This window comes from Pilimelia anulata (assembly GCF_014647895.1).
GTDB lineage: Bacteria > Actinomycetota > Actinomycetes > Mycobacteriales > Micromonosporaceae > Pilimelia > Pilimelia anulata.
Window position 1 is genome coordinate 1 of record NZ_BMQB01000015.1, and the last position, 16,700, is coordinate 16,700.

Annotated in this window: 18 protein-coding genes; 4 read left to right on the top strand and 14 right to left on the bottom strand. The window is 74.0% G+C overall.

The annotated features are described in order from the left end of the window. Window positions 1-267: 267 nt before the first annotated feature. Window positions 268-600 carry a hypothetical protein gene (locus IEY94_RS23825; RefSeq protein ID WP_229784369.1) on the bottom strand — a complete coding sequence of 111 codons (333 nt, stop codon included), beginning with the start codon at window positions 598-600 and terminating at the stop codon, window positions 268-270. 463 nt (window positions 601-1,063) lie between these two features. Between IEY94_RS23825 and mobF the strand changes: the two genes are divergently transcribed. Together mobF and IEY94_RS22655 are read left to right on the top strand one after the other, a co-directional pair. Continuing rightward, the gene (mobF, locus tag IEY94_RS24090) at window positions 1,064-5,143 is read left to right on the top strand and encodes a MobF family relaxase (protein ID WP_189172284.1); all 4,080 of its coding nucleotides are present in this window, start codon (window positions 1,064-1,066) and stop codon (window positions 5,141-5,143) included. Window positions 5,144-5,232: 89 nt separating this feature from the next. Continuing rightward, complete coding sequence (locus IEY94_RS22655; protein ID WP_189172285.1) at window positions 5,233-5,481, top strand: hypothetical protein; 249 nt, start codon at window positions 5,233-5,235, stop codon at window positions 5,479-5,481. 50 nt (window positions 5,482-5,531) lie between these two features. On the opposite strand, the gene IEY94_RS22660 is transcribed toward IEY94_RS22655, so the two are convergent. The 13 genes from IEY94_RS22660 to IEY94_RS22720 all read right to left on the bottom strand — a co-directional run bounded on the left by IEY94_RS22660 (window position 5,532) and on the right by IEY94_RS22720 (window position 14,010). Continuing rightward, window positions 5,532-5,996 carry a DUF3307 domain-containing protein gene (locus tag IEY94_RS22660; RefSeq protein WP_189172286.1) on the bottom strand — a complete coding sequence of 155 codons (465 nt, stop codon included), beginning with the start codon at window positions 5,994-5,996 and terminating at the stop codon, window positions 5,532-5,534. Continuing rightward, window positions 5,990-6,970, bottom strand: coding sequence for an NUDIX domain-containing protein (locus tag IEY94_RS22665; RefSeq protein WP_189172287.1), 981 nt, complete (start codon window positions 6,968-6,970; stop codon window positions 5,990-5,992). Before IEY94_RS22665 ends, IEY94_RS22660 begins: the two co-directional genes overlap by 7 nt. A gap of 110 nt (window positions 6,971-7,080) precedes the next feature. Continuing rightward, the gene (locus IEY94_RS22670; RefSeq protein ID WP_189172288.1) at window positions 7,081-7,218 is read right to left on the bottom strand and encodes a hypothetical protein; all 138 of its coding nucleotides are present in this window, start codon (window positions 7,216-7,218) and stop codon (window positions 7,081-7,083) included. Window positions 7,219-7,251: 33 nt separating this feature from the next. Beyond that, window positions 7,252-8,985, bottom strand: coding sequence for a DNA translocase FtsK (locus IEY94_RS22675; RefSeq protein ID WP_373291357.1), 1,734 nt, complete (start codon window positions 8,983-8,985; stop codon window positions 7,252-7,254). Further along, window positions 8,982-9,431: a hypothetical protein gene (locus IEY94_RS22680; protein ID WP_189172289.1), complete on the bottom strand. Its 450-nt coding sequence runs from the start codon at window positions 9,429-9,431 to the stop codon at window positions 8,982-8,984. The genes IEY94_RS22675 and IEY94_RS22680 overlap by 4 nt, the downstream gene beginning before the upstream one ends. Further along, window positions 9,431-9,949 (bottom strand): hypothetical protein, encoded by a 519-nt coding sequence (locus IEY94_RS22685; RefSeq protein WP_189172290.1) that lies wholly within the window; start codon window positions 9,947-9,949, stop codon window positions 9,431-9,433. The genes IEY94_RS22680 and IEY94_RS22685 overlap by 1 nt, the downstream gene beginning before the upstream one ends. Beyond that, window positions 9,949-11,355 (bottom strand): hypothetical protein, encoded by a 1,407-nt coding sequence (locus IEY94_RS22690; protein WP_189172291.1) that lies wholly within the window; start codon window positions 11,353-11,355, stop codon window positions 9,949-9,951. Before IEY94_RS22690 ends, IEY94_RS22685 begins: the two co-directional genes overlap by 1 nt. A 113-nt stretch (window positions 11,356-11,468) precedes the next feature. Next, the gene (locus IEY94_RS22695; protein ID WP_189172292.1) at window positions 11,469-11,948 is read right to left on the bottom strand and encodes a hypothetical protein; all 480 of its coding nucleotides are present in this window, start codon (window positions 11,946-11,948) and stop codon (window positions 11,469-11,471) included. Then, on the bottom strand, window positions 11,945-12,598 hold the full coding sequence (locus IEY94_RS22700) for a hypothetical protein (RefSeq protein ID WP_189172293.1): 654 nt from the start codon (window positions 12,596-12,598) through the stop codon (window positions 11,945-11,947). Before IEY94_RS22700 ends, IEY94_RS22695 begins: the two co-directional genes overlap by 4 nt. After that, on the bottom strand, window positions 12,595-12,963 hold the full coding sequence (locus IEY94_RS22705; RefSeq protein WP_229784370.1) for a WhiB family transcriptional regulator: 369 nt from the start codon (window positions 12,961-12,963) through the stop codon (window positions 12,595-12,597). The genes IEY94_RS22700 and IEY94_RS22705 overlap by 4 nt, the downstream gene beginning before the upstream one ends. Next, complete coding sequence (locus IEY94_RS22710; RefSeq protein WP_189172294.1) at window positions 12,960-13,334, bottom strand: hypothetical protein; 375 nt, start codon at window positions 13,332-13,334, stop codon at window positions 12,960-12,962. The genes IEY94_RS22705 and IEY94_RS22710 overlap by 4 nt, the downstream gene beginning before the upstream one ends. Then, the gene (locus IEY94_RS22715) at window positions 13,331-13,735 is read right to left on the bottom strand and encodes a hypothetical protein (RefSeq protein WP_189172295.1); all 405 of its coding nucleotides are present in this window, start codon (window positions 13,733-13,735) and stop codon (window positions 13,331-13,333) included. The genes IEY94_RS22710 and IEY94_RS22715 overlap by 4 nt, the downstream gene beginning before the upstream one ends. Further along, entirely contained in the window at window positions 13,732-14,010 is a 279-nt protein-coding gene (locus IEY94_RS22720; protein WP_189172296.1) for a hypothetical protein, read from the bottom strand. Before IEY94_RS22720 ends, IEY94_RS22715 begins: the two co-directional genes overlap by 4 nt. A gap of 228 nt (window positions 14,011-14,238) precedes the next feature. Here IEY94_RS22720 and IEY94_RS22725 point away from each other — a divergent pair, with 228 nt between their 5' ends. Next, on the top strand, window positions 14,239-15,024 hold the full coding sequence (locus IEY94_RS22725) for a GntR family transcriptional regulator (RefSeq protein WP_229784371.1): 786 nt from the start codon (window positions 14,239-14,241) through the stop codon (window positions 15,022-15,024). A gap of 137 nt (window positions 15,025-15,161) precedes the next feature. After that, window positions 15,162-16,367: a GNAT family N-acetyltransferase gene (locus IEY94_RS22730; RefSeq protein WP_189172298.1), complete on the top strand. Its 1,206-nt coding sequence runs from the start codon at window positions 15,162-15,164 to the stop codon at window positions 16,365-16,367. Window positions 16,368-16,700 lie beyond the last annotated feature (333 nt).

Here is a 16,700-nt window from a genome sequence, read left to right on the forward strand (position 1 = left end):
CCAAGTCGGTACGCAACTCGGTACCTAACTCGGTAGCCGCGTGGGGGGAGTGAGGGTCGTACAGAAGTGATCTTTATAGATCAGTCGGCGTCGCGGCGCCGGGTTGAACAACCGCCGCTGAGCTGCGTGTTCAACCCGCCCGAGGGCGAGCGTTCTCACGAGTCCTGGTGGCCGCGTGAACGCTCGGACGAACGCTCGCCCCAACTCACGGTCCGGGGTGCTCTCGGCGTCGCACGGCGCGGCCGCCGTCGCGGCTGAGCCTTGCGCTCAGCGCGACGTGGAGTCCTCGGGCGGTTCGGCCAGGCCGGCGTCGACGAGCTGGCCGAGTGCGCGGCGTACGTCGGCGTCCGGCAGGCCGGTGAAGGCGGCCAGGTCCTCGACGGGGTACGGCCCGCCGCCGTGCCGCTCGACGACGCCGCGGATGGCGGCGACGACCGCGACGTCGTGCAGCTGCTGCGCGGCCGCCTCCAGCTCGACCAGCATCCGGTCGACCTGCGCGCAGTCCTGGCCGGCGGCCGCCCGCCGCGCGCGCTCCTGGCGCATCGTGGCGACCAGCTCGACGGCGTGGGCGTGCAGCTGCGCGCTGTCCGGCTCGCTCACCTCTCCAGCGTCCACCCGGCCGACCTCGCGTGTCCAGGGCGGGCCGGTACGGACGCGCGCGCCGCGGCCGCCGTCGTGGTCGGGGCGTCCGGCTGCCGCGCCGCTTCCGCTCCTCGCCGCTGCGCGGCTGCGGTGCGGGTCGGCTTGCCCACGACGGGACCGCTGCCGCGGCCGCCGTCGTGCGCCGGACGCGAGCGCCTGGTGGTCGCGCGCACCGCGCGGCCGCCGTCGCCGGTCACTGCGACGCCACGTCCGCCGGACGCACGTCTGCCGTCACGCGCAGCGTCGCTGACGCGACGACTGCAGCGCGCCGCCAGCCGCACGCCCGGCTAGCCAAGATCACACCCGCCACAGTCAAGAGCACTAGGAGTACCAAGGTATCTTCGATACAAGATCCAGAAACCTAGATGCGCGAATGTGTGCAATCTGGATCAATCGTCGGTCGGCCTGGGGAGGTGAGGGCGTGGCGTGGGTGACGACGCTGGGCCCGAACATGGACCAGATCGAGTACCGGCTGCAGGCGTCGGGCTGCTCGCTGGAGCGCGACGTCGACGGGCAGGTCGAGTACCGAATCGACGGTGGCGACCGGCCGCTGGAGTGGGTCGGGCAGGGCCTGCGAGAGGTCGGAATCGAGCCAGGGGCGGTCCTGGACGACGCCGGGAAGGACGCCGCCCGGGCGCTGGCCGACGGGGTCGATCCGCGTACCGGGCAGGTGTTGGTGGCGCCGAAAATGGCCGTCGACCCGCGCGCGAAGTTGCCCGCGCGGCCGCTGGTCGAGGCCGTCGCCGCGGCCGCGCAGCGCGCCGGGGTGAGCGTGCCGAAGCTGCTCGACGACGACCGGGTCGCGGCCCGGTACGCGCGCGCAGCGCGCGGCGTGACCGGCGAACGTGAGGGCGCGGCCGGCTCCCATCGGGTGCCGGTGCGGGACCTGGAGCGGGTCGCTGCGGCCGCCGGGATCGACCTCGCCGAGGTCTACGACGGCGCGCAGCTGGCGGCCGCGCGCGAGCACGCCGACGCCCGGGTGGTGGTCGGCAACCGCGGCTATGACCTGACCCTGGATCTGCCCAAGTCGTACTCGGTGCTGGTGGGCCTGGCCGACGAGCAGCTGGCCGCGCAACTCGAGGACGCGTACCTGGCCGCGGTGCGGGAGACCGTGGCCGCGGTGGAGCAGTGGGCGGGGTACGGGCTGGCCGGGCATCACGGCGACGGCCGCCGCGCCCAGCGCGTCGAGACCTCGGGAATGTTGGGGTGGATGACGGTCCACCGGACCGCCCGGCCGGTGCCCGGGGCGGCCCCGGACCCGCACCTGCACGCCCACGTCACCCTGCTCAACCTTGTGCGGTGCGAGGACGGGAAGTGGCGCACGGTCGGCGCCGGCGGCCGCGACATCCACCGGCACGCCCGCGCCGCCGACGCGTTCCTGCGGACCCGGCTGAGGGAGACCACGGCGGCCCGCTGGGGCCTGCGGTGGGAGCGCGACGAGCGCACCGACGTGTGGGAAGTCGCCGGCGTCGACGAGCGGCTGCGCACCCTGTTCTCCAAGCGCGCCCAGCGGATCAGCGACGAGATCCGCGACGCCGGCGGCGACCAGGAAGCGATGACCGCGGTGGAGCAGAAGGTCGTCGCCGCGCGCACCAAGGAGGCCAAACTGCCGCCCGGCGACGGCCGGGATCTGCGCGCCGACTGGCGGGCCCAGGCCACCGCCGCGGGCATCGACCCGGCCGGCACCGCCGCCGCCGCGGCGCCCGGGCCGGGCCGGGAACTTCCCGCGCGGCTGGACACCGACCAGGTCGTCGCGCACGCCTTCCGGCCGGAGAAAGGGCTGACCGCGCACCGCAAGACCGCGACCCGGGCGGACCTGTTGGCCGAGGTGATGGACGCCCAACCGGCCGGCGTGCCGTCCCTGGCGGCCGCGGAGCGGGCCGCCGACGACGCCCTGGCCCACCCGCACCTGGTGCCGCTGCCGCCGGCCGGCGCGGTCCACCTGACCAACTCGACCCGGTTCTCCTCCGCCGACGTCGTCGACGCCGAGCGCGCGGTGACCGCCGCGGCCGCCGACCGGGCCGGCCGCGGGTACGCCACCGTCGCCGCCCCGATCGTCGACCTGGCCATCGCCCAGTTCGAGGCCGCCAACGGCTTCGCGCTGTCGGCCGAGCAGCGCGCCGTCCTGGACCGGGTGCTGCGCGGCGGGCACGGCGTCGACGCCGTGATCGGTGTCGCCGGCGCCGGCAAGACCACCATCATGGCCGCCGCCCGCGCCGCGTTCGAGGCCGCCGGGCTGCGCGTGGCCGGCACCTCCACCGCCGCCGTCGCGGCGCAGAACCTGGCCACCGAGGCCGGTATCGAGTCGCGGACGGTCGCCGCGTGGCTGACCAACATCGGCGCCGGCCGGGGCCTGTCCGGCGCCGACGTCCTGGTCGTCGACGAGGCCGCGATGGTCGACGACCGGCACCTGGCCCAGCTCCTGTCCGCGGCCGGCCGGGACACCAAGGTGCTGCTGATCGGCGACCCGCTGCAGCTCAAAGCGCCCGGTGTCGGCGGCGCGTTCGCCGAGGTCCACCGCATCGTCGACGGCCTGGTCCTGGCCGAGAACCGGCGCCAACGCGACGACGTCGAACGCGCCGCCCTGGCCCAGTGGCGTGAAGGTCAGCGCCGCCAGACGCTGCGCGCGTGGGCGGACTCCGGCCGGCTGCACGTCACCGGCACCGCCGCGCAGGCCCGCCAGGAAATGGTCGCCGCGTGGCTGGACGCCCGCGGGCAGTGGACCGACCCGCACGACCGGATCGGCCAGCTGCTGATGATGGCCCACCGCAACGCCGACGTCGACGCGCTCAACCTCGCCGCCCGCGCCCAGCTACTCGCCGCCGGCGAGCTACCGCGCGAGGGCCGGCAGTACCGGTGCGACGACGGCCGGCAGATCACCCTCGCCGAGGGCGACCAGGTCCTCATCCGCCGCAACGACTACCGGGCCGGCGAGGGCGTCGACGTCCTCAACGGCTACCGCGGCCGCGTCAGCGCCGTGCTTTCCGACGGGCGGGTGATGGTCGAGTGGCGCCGTGACACTCCCGACGGGCCGCGCCTGGACCGGCAGTGGGTCGACCCCGATTTCGTCACCAGCGGCGGCGTGACGTACGGGTACGCGATCACCGCCGCCAAGGCCCAGGGGCTCAGCGCCACCCGGTCGCTGGCGTACGGCGTCGGTATGGACTCGCATGTGCTGTACCCGGCGATGTCCCGCGACCGCGACCGCGCGGACCTGTGGCTGGCCCTGCAGCCGCTGGAGACCGACGCCGACCGGGCCCGCCACGGCGACCCCGTCACCGCCTACGACCGGATCGGCCGGGCCGTCGACGCCTACGCCGCGGCGCTGGAGAACGACCGGCCCGACGGGATGGTCACCGCCGAACTCGACGGCGACCGCGTCGACCCGCCGGCCGACGCCGAGGTGGCGCTACGCCGCGCCGACGTCGTCACCGAACGCGCCCGCGTGGACCTGGCCGCCGCGACCGAACGCATCCAGCCCACCGACGCGGAGCTGGCCGCCGCCGACACCGGCCGGCCCGGCTGGGTCGCCCGGATGGTGGCCCCGAGCCTCGGCCTCACCCCGCAGCAGACCCGCGAGGCCCGCGTGCAGTCCCTGGCGCAGCGGATCGCCGCCGCCGAGGCGATCGCCGCCGGCGCCAAGCCGACCGACTGGCAGGACCGCCCCTACGGCCGCGTCGTCGACGTCGACCAGGCCGCCGTCGACGCCCAGCGTCTCGCCGGCGACGCGGTCACCGCCGCACAGGACGCCGCCGCGCAAGCCGCCCGCGCCGCGGCCGCGGCCGCCGGCGACCAGGGCGAAGCGGTGGCCAGGCTGCGCGCCGAGACCGAGCAGCTGCACGCCCGCGCCGCCGCCGCCCGCCAGGTCGAGCAGGAACGCGCCGCCGAGCAGCAGGCCCGCCGCGACTACTACGACGCCAACCGGCAAGCCGCGCGGCTGGAGCAGCAGCGCACCCAGAACCCGGTCCGGCTCCTGCGCGAGGGCACCACCCGCGCCCGCCTCGACGCCCAGATCACGCAGCTACGGGCCGACGCCGCCGCCCACCAGGACCGGGCGCAGCAGCACCAGCAGGCCGCCCAGGCCGCCGCCGAACAGGTCGGGCACCCGTCGGCCCGGTACGTCATCGACCAGGCCGCCCGCCACGACCAGCAGTACCCCGACCGGCTCCGCGCCGCCCAGGCCCAAGACCTCACCACCGCCGACCACGCCACCCGCGCCGCCGGGACCGCGGCCGCGGACGCCCGCACCGCCATCGACGCCGCCGGCGGGCTGCGCGCCGAGGCCGCGCGCCGGCACACCATGCCCGCCTTCGACCGGATGATCGAAACCGTCGACCGTCGGCAGGCCGAACTCGCCCAGCAGCGCGCCGAGCGTGCCGAACGCGCAGCGCAGGCCCGCCAGCTCGCCGAACGCCGGGCCCGCAACCTCGAACGCGACGACTACCACCGGCGCGGCCCCGACCCGGGCATCGACCGCGGCGGGCCGACACTCGGGCTGTAGGGGGCGGCCGGGCGCCGGGCGCCGGAAGGCCGCGGCGTGGGATCGTCGCAGCCAGCGCGTAGCGTCACTGTGGAGGGAAGGAGGTCGTCTTGCCTGAGCGCCACCCCTTGATCGTGGAGACCGTGATCCGCAAGAAGAGCGGCCGGACGCAGTCGTACACCGAGTTCGACGCTCACCACTACGGCGTGCCGCGGGTGGGCGAGACGCTGGTGATTCACAAGGATGCCTGGCGGGTGCTGGATGTGCGTCGGATCATCAAGGGCTCCGACGACGACCCCGCCGGCCACATCCAGGTGCTGATCGAGGAGATCAGCGACGACGACTACCGCCCGTACTGACGACGACGGACCCCCGGCCTGCAGGCCGGGGGTCCGTGTGTTCGGACTGGTCAGGCGGCGATGAGCAGCGCCGCGGCGCCCACCCAGAAGTGGTGCCAGGACTGGTCGAGTGCTCCGGGCCCGGTGCCGAGGCAGGGCCGGTCGTCGGTGCCCGGCCGGGCGACCCCGAGGTCCAGGAACTCGCGCATCCCGAGCTTGCGGGCCAGCCACAGCAGCGGGGCGCGCCGGTCCACCACGTAGTGCGTCACCCCGGACAGTGCCAGCGCGGCCGTGGCCTGCACGGGCGTGACCGGCAGGTGCAGGACGGCGACGACAGCGGCCAGGGCGACCGCCTGGGTGGCCAGGTAGGTGGTCACGTGCGCGGCGCAGGCCCGCCGTCCGGGCCAGCCCGGCTGGCCTTTCGCGTTGGCCTGGTGGTCGGTCTGGACCCAGTAGTCGGCGACGCTGTGGGAGACGTGCAGGGCGATGTACGCGGCGGCGAAGGTGGCGGCTGCGGTGGTCGGGTCGTTCAGCACGAGGTGTCCCGCTGCGCGAGGACGTGCAGGGCGCGGTGGACGAGCTGCTGCAGGTCGGGCACCGTCCAGAGCCCGTCGCAGGTCTGCTCGCCGAGTAGCCAGCTGATGCGGACCAGCGCGGTGGGCAGCGGGTGGACGGGCTCGCCGGCGGGCAGCTCGGCCAGTTCGTCGAGCATGGTGTGCAGCTCGTCGACGGTCAGCGGTTCGGTGTGCGGGCGGATCGCGCCGGCCTGCAGGTAGCCCAGGGTGCGGCGCAGCAGGTAGTCGTGCGCCGGGTACAGGTCCCCGCCGTGGTGTTCGATGGCGCGGGTCAGGGTGAGGAACGCGTCCCGGTCGTGGTCGTGACAGGGCCACCAGCGGGCCTCGGCGGCGTCGTCGCCGGCGACGACGGGCACCGCGGCGGGCAGCCGGTACAGGATGGCGGTGGTGGTGACCCAGGCGTGGTCGGTGGCGCGCGGGTCGTCGACCACCGTGGTGGTGGCCGCGGCCGCCGGCACGCCGGCCAGGTCCACGCCGGCCTCTTCCCACAGCTCGCGGCGGGCGGCGACGTCGGCGGACTCGCCGGCCTCTCGCATTCCGCCGGGCAGAGCCCAGTCGCCGCAGTCGCGCCGGCGGACCAGCAGCACCTGCGGCCCGTCGGGGCTGTCGGCGATGACGATCGCGTCCGCGGCGGCGTTCTCACCCCAGCAGCCGAGGTCGCGGCCGGCGCGGCCGGTGCGTCCGTCGGGGTGGCGCGGCACGCCGTCGACGACATCGAACGGCACACCCGCGACGGCCTGCCGCGGCGCCCAGTCGATGACGGTCGGGTCGGCGGCCGGTTCGGCCCAGCCCGCGGCGACGCTGTCGGCCAGGCCGCCGTCGGCGCGCAGCTCGTGCGGGGTGATGTCGACCGGCGCGTACGACCGGTAGGCCCGGCGCCAGGGCCGCAGGTGCTGCGGCACGGCCGGCGCGCTGGTGGTGGGGTCTGTCAGCATGGTGGTCTCCTGACGGTTCGAGGAAGGGCTGGACAGGAGCCGGAGCGCGCGACGTTCAGGCCGCGAACCGTGCGCCGCGCGCTCCGGGTCGAACAGAGGTTGTCGGGTGCTCACAGCGGCAGCGTGGACAGCCGCGCCCACGCCCAGTCGGTGGCCGCGCGGAACGAGTCGGGGTCCACGGCCCACCACAGGCCCAGCAGGACCAGGCCGATGACGAGGTCGCGGGCGATCTCTTCGTTGCTGCTCACAGGGGGTCTCTCCCTACGTCGAGGACGGGCTGGCTACAGGTCGTCGAGGCATTGGGCCAGGTCGTCCGGGGCGACCAGGACGTCGCGGGCCTTGGAGCCCAGCGACGGGCCGACCACGCCGCGGTCGTGCATCAGGTCCATGAGCCGGCCGGCCTTGGCGAAGCCGACGCGCAGCTTGCGCTGCAGCATCGACGTCGACCCGAACTGCGAGGTCACGACCAGCTCGACGGCTTGGCGCAGTAGCTCCGCCTCGGCCGGGTCGAGCCGCGGCCCGTCCTCGCCGCCGCCGGCTACCGGCGCCGGGGCCGGGGCCGGGTCGGGGTGTAGCGGGATGACCGGCGCGACCGCCGCCGTGGGCGCCGTGGTGGGGTCGGTGGCGGCCGGCGCCGGGGTGGCCTTGGCGGCGGCCACGGCGGCGGTGATCTGGGCGTCGGTGACGTTGACGCCCTGGACGCGGGTGGGGGTGGAGGTGCCCATCGGCAGGTACAGGGCGTCGCCGCGGCCCAGCAGTTTCTCGGCGCCGCCCTGGTCTAGGACGACGCGGGAGTCGGCGTTGGAGGCGGTAGCGAACGCCAGCCGCGACGGCACGTTGGCCTTGATCAGCCCGGTGATCACGTCCACGCTGGGGCGTTGGGTGGCCAGCACCAGGTGGATACCGGCGGCGCGGGCGAGCTGGGTGATGCGGACGACGGAGTCCTCAACCTCGTCCTTGGCGCAGAGCATCAGGTCGGCCAGCTCGTCGACGACGGCCAGCAGGTACGGGTACGGGGTCAGCCCGGACCCGGGCCGGGCCGCCCGGACGTTGTACTCGTCGATGTGGCGGACGCCGGCGCCGTGCATGGCGTCGTAGCGCAGGTCCATCTCCCGGCACACCCAGGCCAGCGCGTCGGCGGCCTTCCGCGGGTTGGTCACGATCGGCGTGACCAGGTGCGGCACCCCTTCGTAGGCTGCCAGCTCGACCCGCTTGGGGTCGATGAGCAGCAGCCGCACCTGGTCCGGCGTCGTGCGCGACAGCACCGTGGTCAGCAGCGCATTGAGGGCCACCGACTTGCCGGCGCCGGTGGCGCCGGCGATGAGCAGGTGCGGCATCTTGGCCAGGTTCGCCAGGACAGCGGCGCCGGCGATGTCGCGGCCCAGGCCGGCGGTCAGCGGGTGCGCGTCGGCGGGGATCGCGGCCAGCATCTCGGCCAGGGTGACCTCCTGCGGGTCCGGCCGCGGTACCTCGACGCCCATCGCGCGGCGGCCGGGGATGACGTCGAGGATGCGGACCTGGTCGGTGCCCAGCGCCAGCCCGATGTCCTTGGTCAGCTTGGTGACGTCGGCGACCTTCACCCCGACCCCGGGCCGGATCTCGTAGCGGGTGATCGTCGGCCCGCTGGTCGCCCCGGCCACGACAGCGTCGACGGCGAAGGTGACGAACACCTGCTGCAGCGCCTCGGCCTGGTCGTCGGCGAGGTCGACCGCGGCCGGGACGACGTCAACGACCCGGCCGGCGGTCAGGCCGGGGCGGGGGCCGCGGCCGGTCAGAATCCACACCGCCCGCGACGCCCCCGGCGAGGCGGCCAGCCGCCGCGCTGCCGCGTCCCAGCGGCGCCGGCCCGCGTCGGCGGTCAGGATCAGGCCGGCGCGCACGCCGGGGACCTGCCACCACGCCAGCGGGGCGACCAGCAGCGGCAACCAAGACCCGGCCGCGATCGCGGCGCCGGTGAGGGCGATGCCCCCGGTCAGGATCGCGACCGGGGGCATCGGGTCGGGCAGGCGGATCACTGGTCGTCCTCGCCGGCGGGCCGGCACCCGCCGGCCGGGCCGGGCCGGTAGATGGCGCGCTTGACGGTGGAATCCGAGGCCCCGAACCGGCGCGAGCCCTCCCGGCGCAGCGCCGCCGGGCGCATCCGGTCGCGGTTGGTGGCCACCCACGCCGACAGCGCGGCCCGCTTGCGGTCGCCGGCGGCCCCCTTCTGCGGCCCCTTCTGAGTCGGGGCCGGAAGTGGGTCAACAGGGCCAGTGACCTGCGGATTGACCCTGTCCTGGGTGACAGCCTCGTCGGTAGGGGAGGGGCTGGCGTGCAGCGTCTGCCACCGCTGGTGGGCCTTGGTGGCGACCCAGAACAAGCCGCACACGATCAGCAGGGCGACGAACTTCCCCCAGCCCTGCGGCGCCGGCGGCGGCGGCGGAACCTCGGCCAGGTACGTGGTGACGGCAGCAGCGTTCATCAGTTCACTCCGAACAGGAACGAGGGAAGGAAGGAGACGATGGAGCCGAGCTGGTTGAGGGTCCAGCGCAGGGCGCCGCCGAGCCAGCCCTGCGGCAGGTCAGACATGAGGCCGAAGATCGCGGCCAGCACCCACAGCTTCCAATTGATCTTGTAGAGGCCCGTCTTGGGCAGCTCGACCTCGGCGAACTTGCCGAGCTTCTTGCCGATCCGCTTGGGCAACATGCACCCGATGCAGTACAGGAGCAGCATGGACAGCAGCACGCCCACGACCAGCAGCGATGTCGCCCCGGCGATGTAGGCGTCACCAGCGGCCTTCTTCAGCGCGTCGATGATCGCGACCAGCCAGCCGACGGTCCACGAGTCGATCTGCGACCCGTCGAACCCTTCCCGGATGGCCACGATGCCGAGGCAGAACGCGATCCGGTCGCCCAGGCCCTTGCCGATGTCGAGGTAGTCGACGACCAGGGCCAGCAGCAGCAGCGCTGCCACGCCGGTCGGGGAGAGGTGGTGCACCATCACGCGGTCCTTTCCAGAGCGTTATCGGTGGTCTCGCTGTCGGCGTCCCCGGCCAGGACGCGCAGCACCTTGCGGACAGTGGGGGCGGAGTAGCCGGTGGCCTCGGCCAGTTGCGGCGCCAACGCGCCCGGGTTGGCGTGCCAGGCCGCCATCACCGCGGCGACTTTTTCCGGCCGCACCCCGTCGACCTCGGGCACCGTGACGCCGGCCGGCAGCGCCGGAATTTCCGGCACCGCGGCCAGGCGGCGGCCGCCCGGGGCGGAAATTTCTCCCCGGACGGCGCCGCTGATTTCCGCCTCGGCGGTGCTGCGAGCCGCCCGGCGCAGCTCGGCGTTTTCCGCCTTGAGCCGGGCGATTTCCGCATCCGCCAGAGCGCCCCACTGGCGGGCCTGAGCCTCGATGTCGGCCCGGTGCGCTTCCGCGGCTGCGGTGGCCTGCCGGGTGACCTCGACCTCAGCCCGCAGCCGGCGGGCGGTCTCGGCGTACTCGTGGATCTGCTCCTGGCCGCGCGCCGCGGCGGCCCGGGCGGCGGTCAGGTCGCCTGCGAGCCGGTCAGCCTCGGCCCGCGCGGCGGCCGCGTGGGCGACCGCGGCCGCCGTTGTGTCCTTGGCCTGACCTGCGGCGTCGGCGTAGGCGCGGACCTGGGCGTGCGCGGTGTCCGCGGCCTGGCGAGCCTCGGCCAGTTCGGCCTGCAGCCCCGCCGCCGCCTCGGTCGCCCGCCCGGCTAGTGCCCGCGATTCCGCGGCATCGCAGCGCGCCGCCGCCGCGGCCTCGGCCTGCGCAGCCGCGGTCTGCCGGGCCGCGCCCAGCTCGCGTCCGACCGCGTCCAGTTCGGAAAGCCGGGCGGAAATTTCCGCGGCGTGCTCGGCCGTGGCGGCGGAAAGTTTCGCCGCCACCGCGGCCCGATTTTCCGCCTCGGCCGCCGCCCGATTTTCCGCCACCGCGACCGCTGTGGCGGAAATTTCCGCCTGCCCACGCAGCTCGGAAATTTCTGCCCGCGCGTCAGCGAGGGCCTGCGCCTGGCGGACTTTCTCCGCCTGCCGGTCGGCCTCGGCGGCCGCCGCCGCGGCGGTGGCCTTCTTTGCGGAGTCGACCTCCTTCATGATCAGCTTGATGAGGACCATGAACGCCAGCGCCGGCAGCGCGGCCAGCAGCTTGGCGTCCCACCCGGCGTCCCAGCCGACAGAGTGGATCTGCGCGCACAGCGACAGCGCCGTGCCGCCGATCATCACCGCCAGCGGCCCGCCGTAGCCCTCCTGCCGCCGGATGCGCCGGCGTAGCAGCAGGAACCCGGCGAACATCAGCAGCTCGCTGATCACGGCGTTGGCCCAGCCGAACCACTCGTCGGTGCCGGCGGGCATTAGCGTCATGGTCCAGTCGCGCATGTGCGTGAACGCCGCCGCCATGCTGGCCCCGACGATCGGCACGAGGATGCCGACCAGCAGCGTCGACTCGACCCGCTCCGTCGACCACTTCCCACCAGCGCCGTCGGTCTTGGCCGGGGCGGCCGCGGGGGCGCTCATCGCGCACCCCACGGCCACCACCAACGCCGCCGCGGCCGTACGGCCTCGTAGACGTCGACCATGAGCGTGTCGACCTGGGCGATCGCCTCGCGCATCTCGGCGAGCTGCCGGGCCAGGTTGGCCTCGCGCAGCTCGGCCAGCAGGTCGGCCAGCAGGTCCGCGGTGCGTTCCTGCGCGGCGGCCGCCCGGTCGAGCAGGTCGTGCGTGCGCGCCGCTTCCACGGCCAGCCGGTACGCCCGCTGGCCGCTGGTCTCCAGATCGACCTCGTCGAGGCAGAACCGCGGCCACCCGTCGGCGGCCAGCACCGGCTGACGCCGCGACGACGCCGGCGGGGCGGTCATGCCCAGGCCAGCCTCGATCTGCTCGACCGCGGCCTCCAGCACCACGTCCGCGGCGGTGATCGGCCCGCCGGCGTTCGCGGGCTGCTCCTGCCGGATCAGGGCCATGACCTCGGTGATCGACCCGTAGCGGTTCACCCGTTCACCCCCGCGGCGCGCAGCTCGGCCAGCTCGGCGATCAGGTCGCCGCGGTGCTGGCACTCGGCCATCGGGCCGCGGCAGGGCTGGCACCAGCCGAAGCCGTGGACCGGGTTGGCGTGCTCGGGGTCCAGGCCGCAGTCCCACATCCACGCCCGGTGGCTGTGGCAGGTCACCCGCTCCGCTTCATGCAGCTCGCCCAGGTCTTCCAGCTCGTCCTCGAACGCCGCGTGCGCGGCCAGGTGCCGGTCGTCCAGGTCGGCGTACCGCTCGGCGGCCGCCGCCCGGGCCGGGGCGCCGCGGCGGCGGCGGATGACCGCCTTGCGCCACGCCGCCGTCAGCTCGGGCAGGTCGATGCCCCACGGCGGCCGCTGCGGCCGCGGGTCGAGCATCGCCGCCGGGTCGGCGATGAACCCGCACCCGGCCGCGGTGTCGACCGTCATCGGCGCCGCGTACACCGAGCCCAGAACCTGGCCCAGCACGCACCGCTTCGGGTCCTCCATGTCCAGCAGATCCACGTCGATCTGCTGCGGCCAGTCCGCCACGTTGGCGTCCAGCCACACCATCCCGTGCCGCACGGAGCACACGGCGTCCTCGCGGCGCATCTGCGCCTCGAACGGCGAGTCCTTCCACACCACCGGCGTCGTCATCGCGCACCCCCACCGCGGCGGGCGCGCAGCAGCTCGGCCCGCCGCGCCCGGATCAGCTCGATTCGCTCGTGCGGGGCCAGCCCGCCGACCAGGCCCTGGATCGCCGGCCCGGGCAGGCTGGCCTCCATCCGCAGCGCCAGCTCCCGGCACGCCTGCAGCGCCGGGCAACCGGCGCACGCCTCGCGCGCCAGCTCGGCCAGCACGTCGGGGATCTCGGTGGCCGGGAACCACGGGTCATCGGTCGCGGTGACCTGCGCGTTCGCGCACACGCCATGCGCGCCGACCACGGTGGCCAACGCCGACGTCGACGCCTGCGCCGGCACCAGCGGCGCCGGCGCCGCGACCTTGCTCAGCTCGGTGATCACTGTCCGATCACCGCCTGCCGCACCAGCTCCCGCAGGTCCGCGATCATGTCGTTGGCGACCGTGACCCGGTCGACGGCGGTCGTGCGCAGGCGCTTCTCCGCCGCCGCGCACACCTCGGCGATGTCCCGCGGGACGATCACCTTGTGGTCGAGCTGGCGGAAGCCGGTGACCGCGAGGTCCAGCAGGCGGTGCTGGTCCCGCAGCGCGGTCGTGATGTCCTGCAGGTCCGAGCCGTACAGGATCGGCCGGTTGGTCGGCACCACGTTCCACGACGGGTACCAGCCCACCACCTCGGCCTTCTGGCCCTGCCAGAACACCACGTAGCGCAGCGACCCCTTCGGGTCGATCAGCGTGCCCTTGACCGCGTTCACCGCCGACCACCCCGCCCACGGGCGCCGATAGCCAGCAGCACCGCGGCCACGACCGCCAGCACCCCGGCCAACGTCCACACCGCCGCGTCCGGCACCGCGGCCAGCACGCGCCCGGCGGCCGGCGCGCTGTACAGGCCAGCCACCACCAACGCGGCCGCGGCCACCAGACCGGCGGCGACCGCCGCCACCCGGCGACCCACCGGCACCCGGCTCGCCGATGGCCAACGGCCGTCTAGGCCCCGAGCGGTCCACGACGCCCCGCAGTCCTGGCACACCAACTGCACGCCGACCAGCACCAACGACTGCCCGTCGTGCGGGCACCGAGGACCACCAGCGACGAAGCTCTCCACGTTCCGCGGGCGGTCCAGAGCCTCCCGCGCCATCAGCGCTCGCGGACTCATGCCGCCACCGCCTCAACGTCACCGCGCGGCCCGGCGAGCTGGGACACCCGCTGTGGGGACACACCCAGCAGCTCGGCGACTTCGGTACCGGTCATCGGGGTGTTCAGCAGTTCGCGGACTGTCGACCGGCGCAGCGACCGCAGCGCGTCCACCACGCCGGTCAGCACCGCCAGAACGTCGGCGACCTGCACCGCCCGCTCCCGCGGGTCGGCGATTGCCGCCAACCTCTCGTGTTCCAGCGCGCCGTCCGGTGGCTGTCCAGGGATGATGTGCATGGGTCGTGCTCCTTCCAGGTGAGCGACCTGTCCAGAGCCCTGGCGGGGTGCGATCCCGCCAGGGCTCGTCTCGTCTAGCCAAGGGCCGTATTGATCTCTAGGACCAGATGAGCCACATGGACTAGTCAATGCAACTGCTGTTGATGCTGGCGTCTCTTGGGGCTGGAGTCAAGAGATATGGCGCCCATTGACTAGACAATGTTTCGGACGCTCTGTAGAACTGGGAGCGTGGAGCCGACCATCAACCGGGCGCGCGGGCCGGTCTATCAGCAGATCGCCGATGCCCTCCGTGCCCGGATCACGTCGGGGGAGCTGGCCCCCGGCCAGCAGATCCCGACGGAGGGTGAGCTGGCCCAGAGCTGGGGCGTCGCTCGCCAGACGGTGGTCAAGGGCATCGACGTCCTGGTGGCCGAGGGTCTGGTGGAAAGGCGCCGGCCGATCGGTGCGTTCGTACGCGCCCGCCAGTCCATGACCTACCGGCCCCAGGCCGAGTCAGAGGCGGAGGGGCACCCGCTATCTCCGGAGATGGACCGCTTCTCGCGGGACATCGCAGCCGACGGCCGTACGCCGAGCCAGACCATCGAGGTGTCGCTGGTGCCTGCGGCCCCGGACGTTGCCAGCCGGCTGCAGGTCGACGAGGGCACAGTGGTTGTCGTTCGGCGCCGAGTACGCAGCATCAACGGCGAGCCGGTCAACATCAATGACTCGTACTACCCGCTCGACGTCGCGCAGGACAGCGACGCGATGACACCGACGGACATCGTCCGCGGCATCAACAAGGTCATCGCCGAACGGGGATATCCGCAGGTCAGGGCGATTGACGAGATCTACGTGCGGATGCCAACCCCCGAGCAGGCAGCGCGCCTGCAGCTCACTCCCGGTACGCCCGTGGCAGTCCACTACGTCACCGGCTACACCGCGAAGGGCCGACCGGTGCGCTGCGCGGTCAACGTCCTGCCGGGCGACCAGCACGTCATCGTGTTGGAGCGCCCGTTCGAGCGGACGTGGGAGTGACCCCCGCCCGCCTCGCCATCCGAGTGGCGACGGCCACAGACGCCGACTCTGTCATGGCGCTGCTCAAAGAGCGCGTGGCCTGGCTCGCGGAGCGCGGATCGGACCAGTGGTCTACATGGACGCGGTGGCCAGCAAAGTTGCCGGGCCTGATCGCCGACGGCGCGATCTGGGTGCTGGAGGACGCCGACACGATGGTCGGCACCATCACCTTGGAGACCAGCGGCGATCCCGATTTCTGGACGCCCACCGAGCTGGCTGAGCCAGCCCTCTACCTGTCGAAACTCGCCACTCTGCCCAGCCGCGCGGGTGAGGAGCTGGGCGCGCTGCTGCTGGACTGGGCCTGCGACCACGCCTACCGCCGCGGTGTCCCCGAGGTGCGCCTTGACGCGTGGCGGACGAACCCCGCGCTACACGACTACTACCGGCACCGCGGCTGGACCTACCTGCGCACCGAGGTCACGCCCGGCCGCCAGTCCGGGGCGCTGTTCGTGCGGGCGGCGCGGCCCATGCCCCTGGCCGCCGCAGACCGGCTGAACCACTCCGGCCTGGTGGCTGCTGGGGCAACGGCGCCCTGCTCGCCGGACGTGCCCAACGAGGACCGGTACGCGGTCGGGCGGAGCTGGGCGTTCGTGCTCGACGGCGCGGGCCGGTACCCGGGCCGGACCGGCGGGTGCGTGCATCCGATCCCGTGGTTGGTCGACCGGCTCTCCCACCACCTCGCCGGCGAGCTGGACCGCGAGGACGACCGCTCGCTGAGCGCGGTGCTTGCCGCGACGATCGCCGCGACCTGCGCAGATCACGCCGACACGTGCGACCTCAGCGACCCGCTGTCCCCCGGCGCCGCGGTGGCCGTCGTGCGCCAGCGCGCGGGCGTGCTGGAGTGGCTGGTCCTGGGCGACTGCGCCGTGGTCCTCGACCCGGCCGAGCTGGAGCCGGTCTCGGTCGTAGACGACCGGGTCGACCGGCTCGCCGACGCCCCGGTCACCGATGCGGAGGTCCGCACCTACCACCCGGACTACGTTGCCCAGGTCCGCAACCAGCCGGGCGGGTTCTGGGTCGCCGCCGCGGTCGCGGCCGCCGCGGAGCACGCCTACACCGGCCAGCTGGCCGCGCGGGGCGTGCGTCAGGCCCTGGTCGCCTCCGACGGCGTCACCCGGCTGGTGGAGCGGCATGGCTGGTCCTGGCGCCGGCTGCTCGACACCGCCGCTGAGAACGGCTCCCGGGCGCTCATCGACGCCGTCCGTCAGGCCGACGAGGCGGACCCGGACCCGCGACGGTGGCGCGGCAAGCGGCACGACGACGCGACGGTCATCCGCGTCCTCTGTGGAGGGCAAACGACTTGACCAGGTGCGGAATCGATCATTGTCTAGGACGCGGGCCGGTCACCGGCGTGCGAAACGCCGATGTGGTGAGCGCGCGTCGGGGACGGCTCGCTGTGCCCGCGCGGCGTACGATCAGCCGCAGACGTGACCTTGGAGGTGTTATAGACAGCATTTAGCCCCGCATCCGACAACTTTGCTTGGCCGCGAGGTTCGGAATGCAGGGCTTGAGAGCCCGGAGCTGTTAGTGCCGCTGCCCTGGCTGGGCCGCGGAGGCTCCGTCATGTTCAGTTGTACGTGCAACGCCTGTGGAGGCCACGATAGCACTCGGCCCGCGGGTGCGCGTAGTGCTGTCCA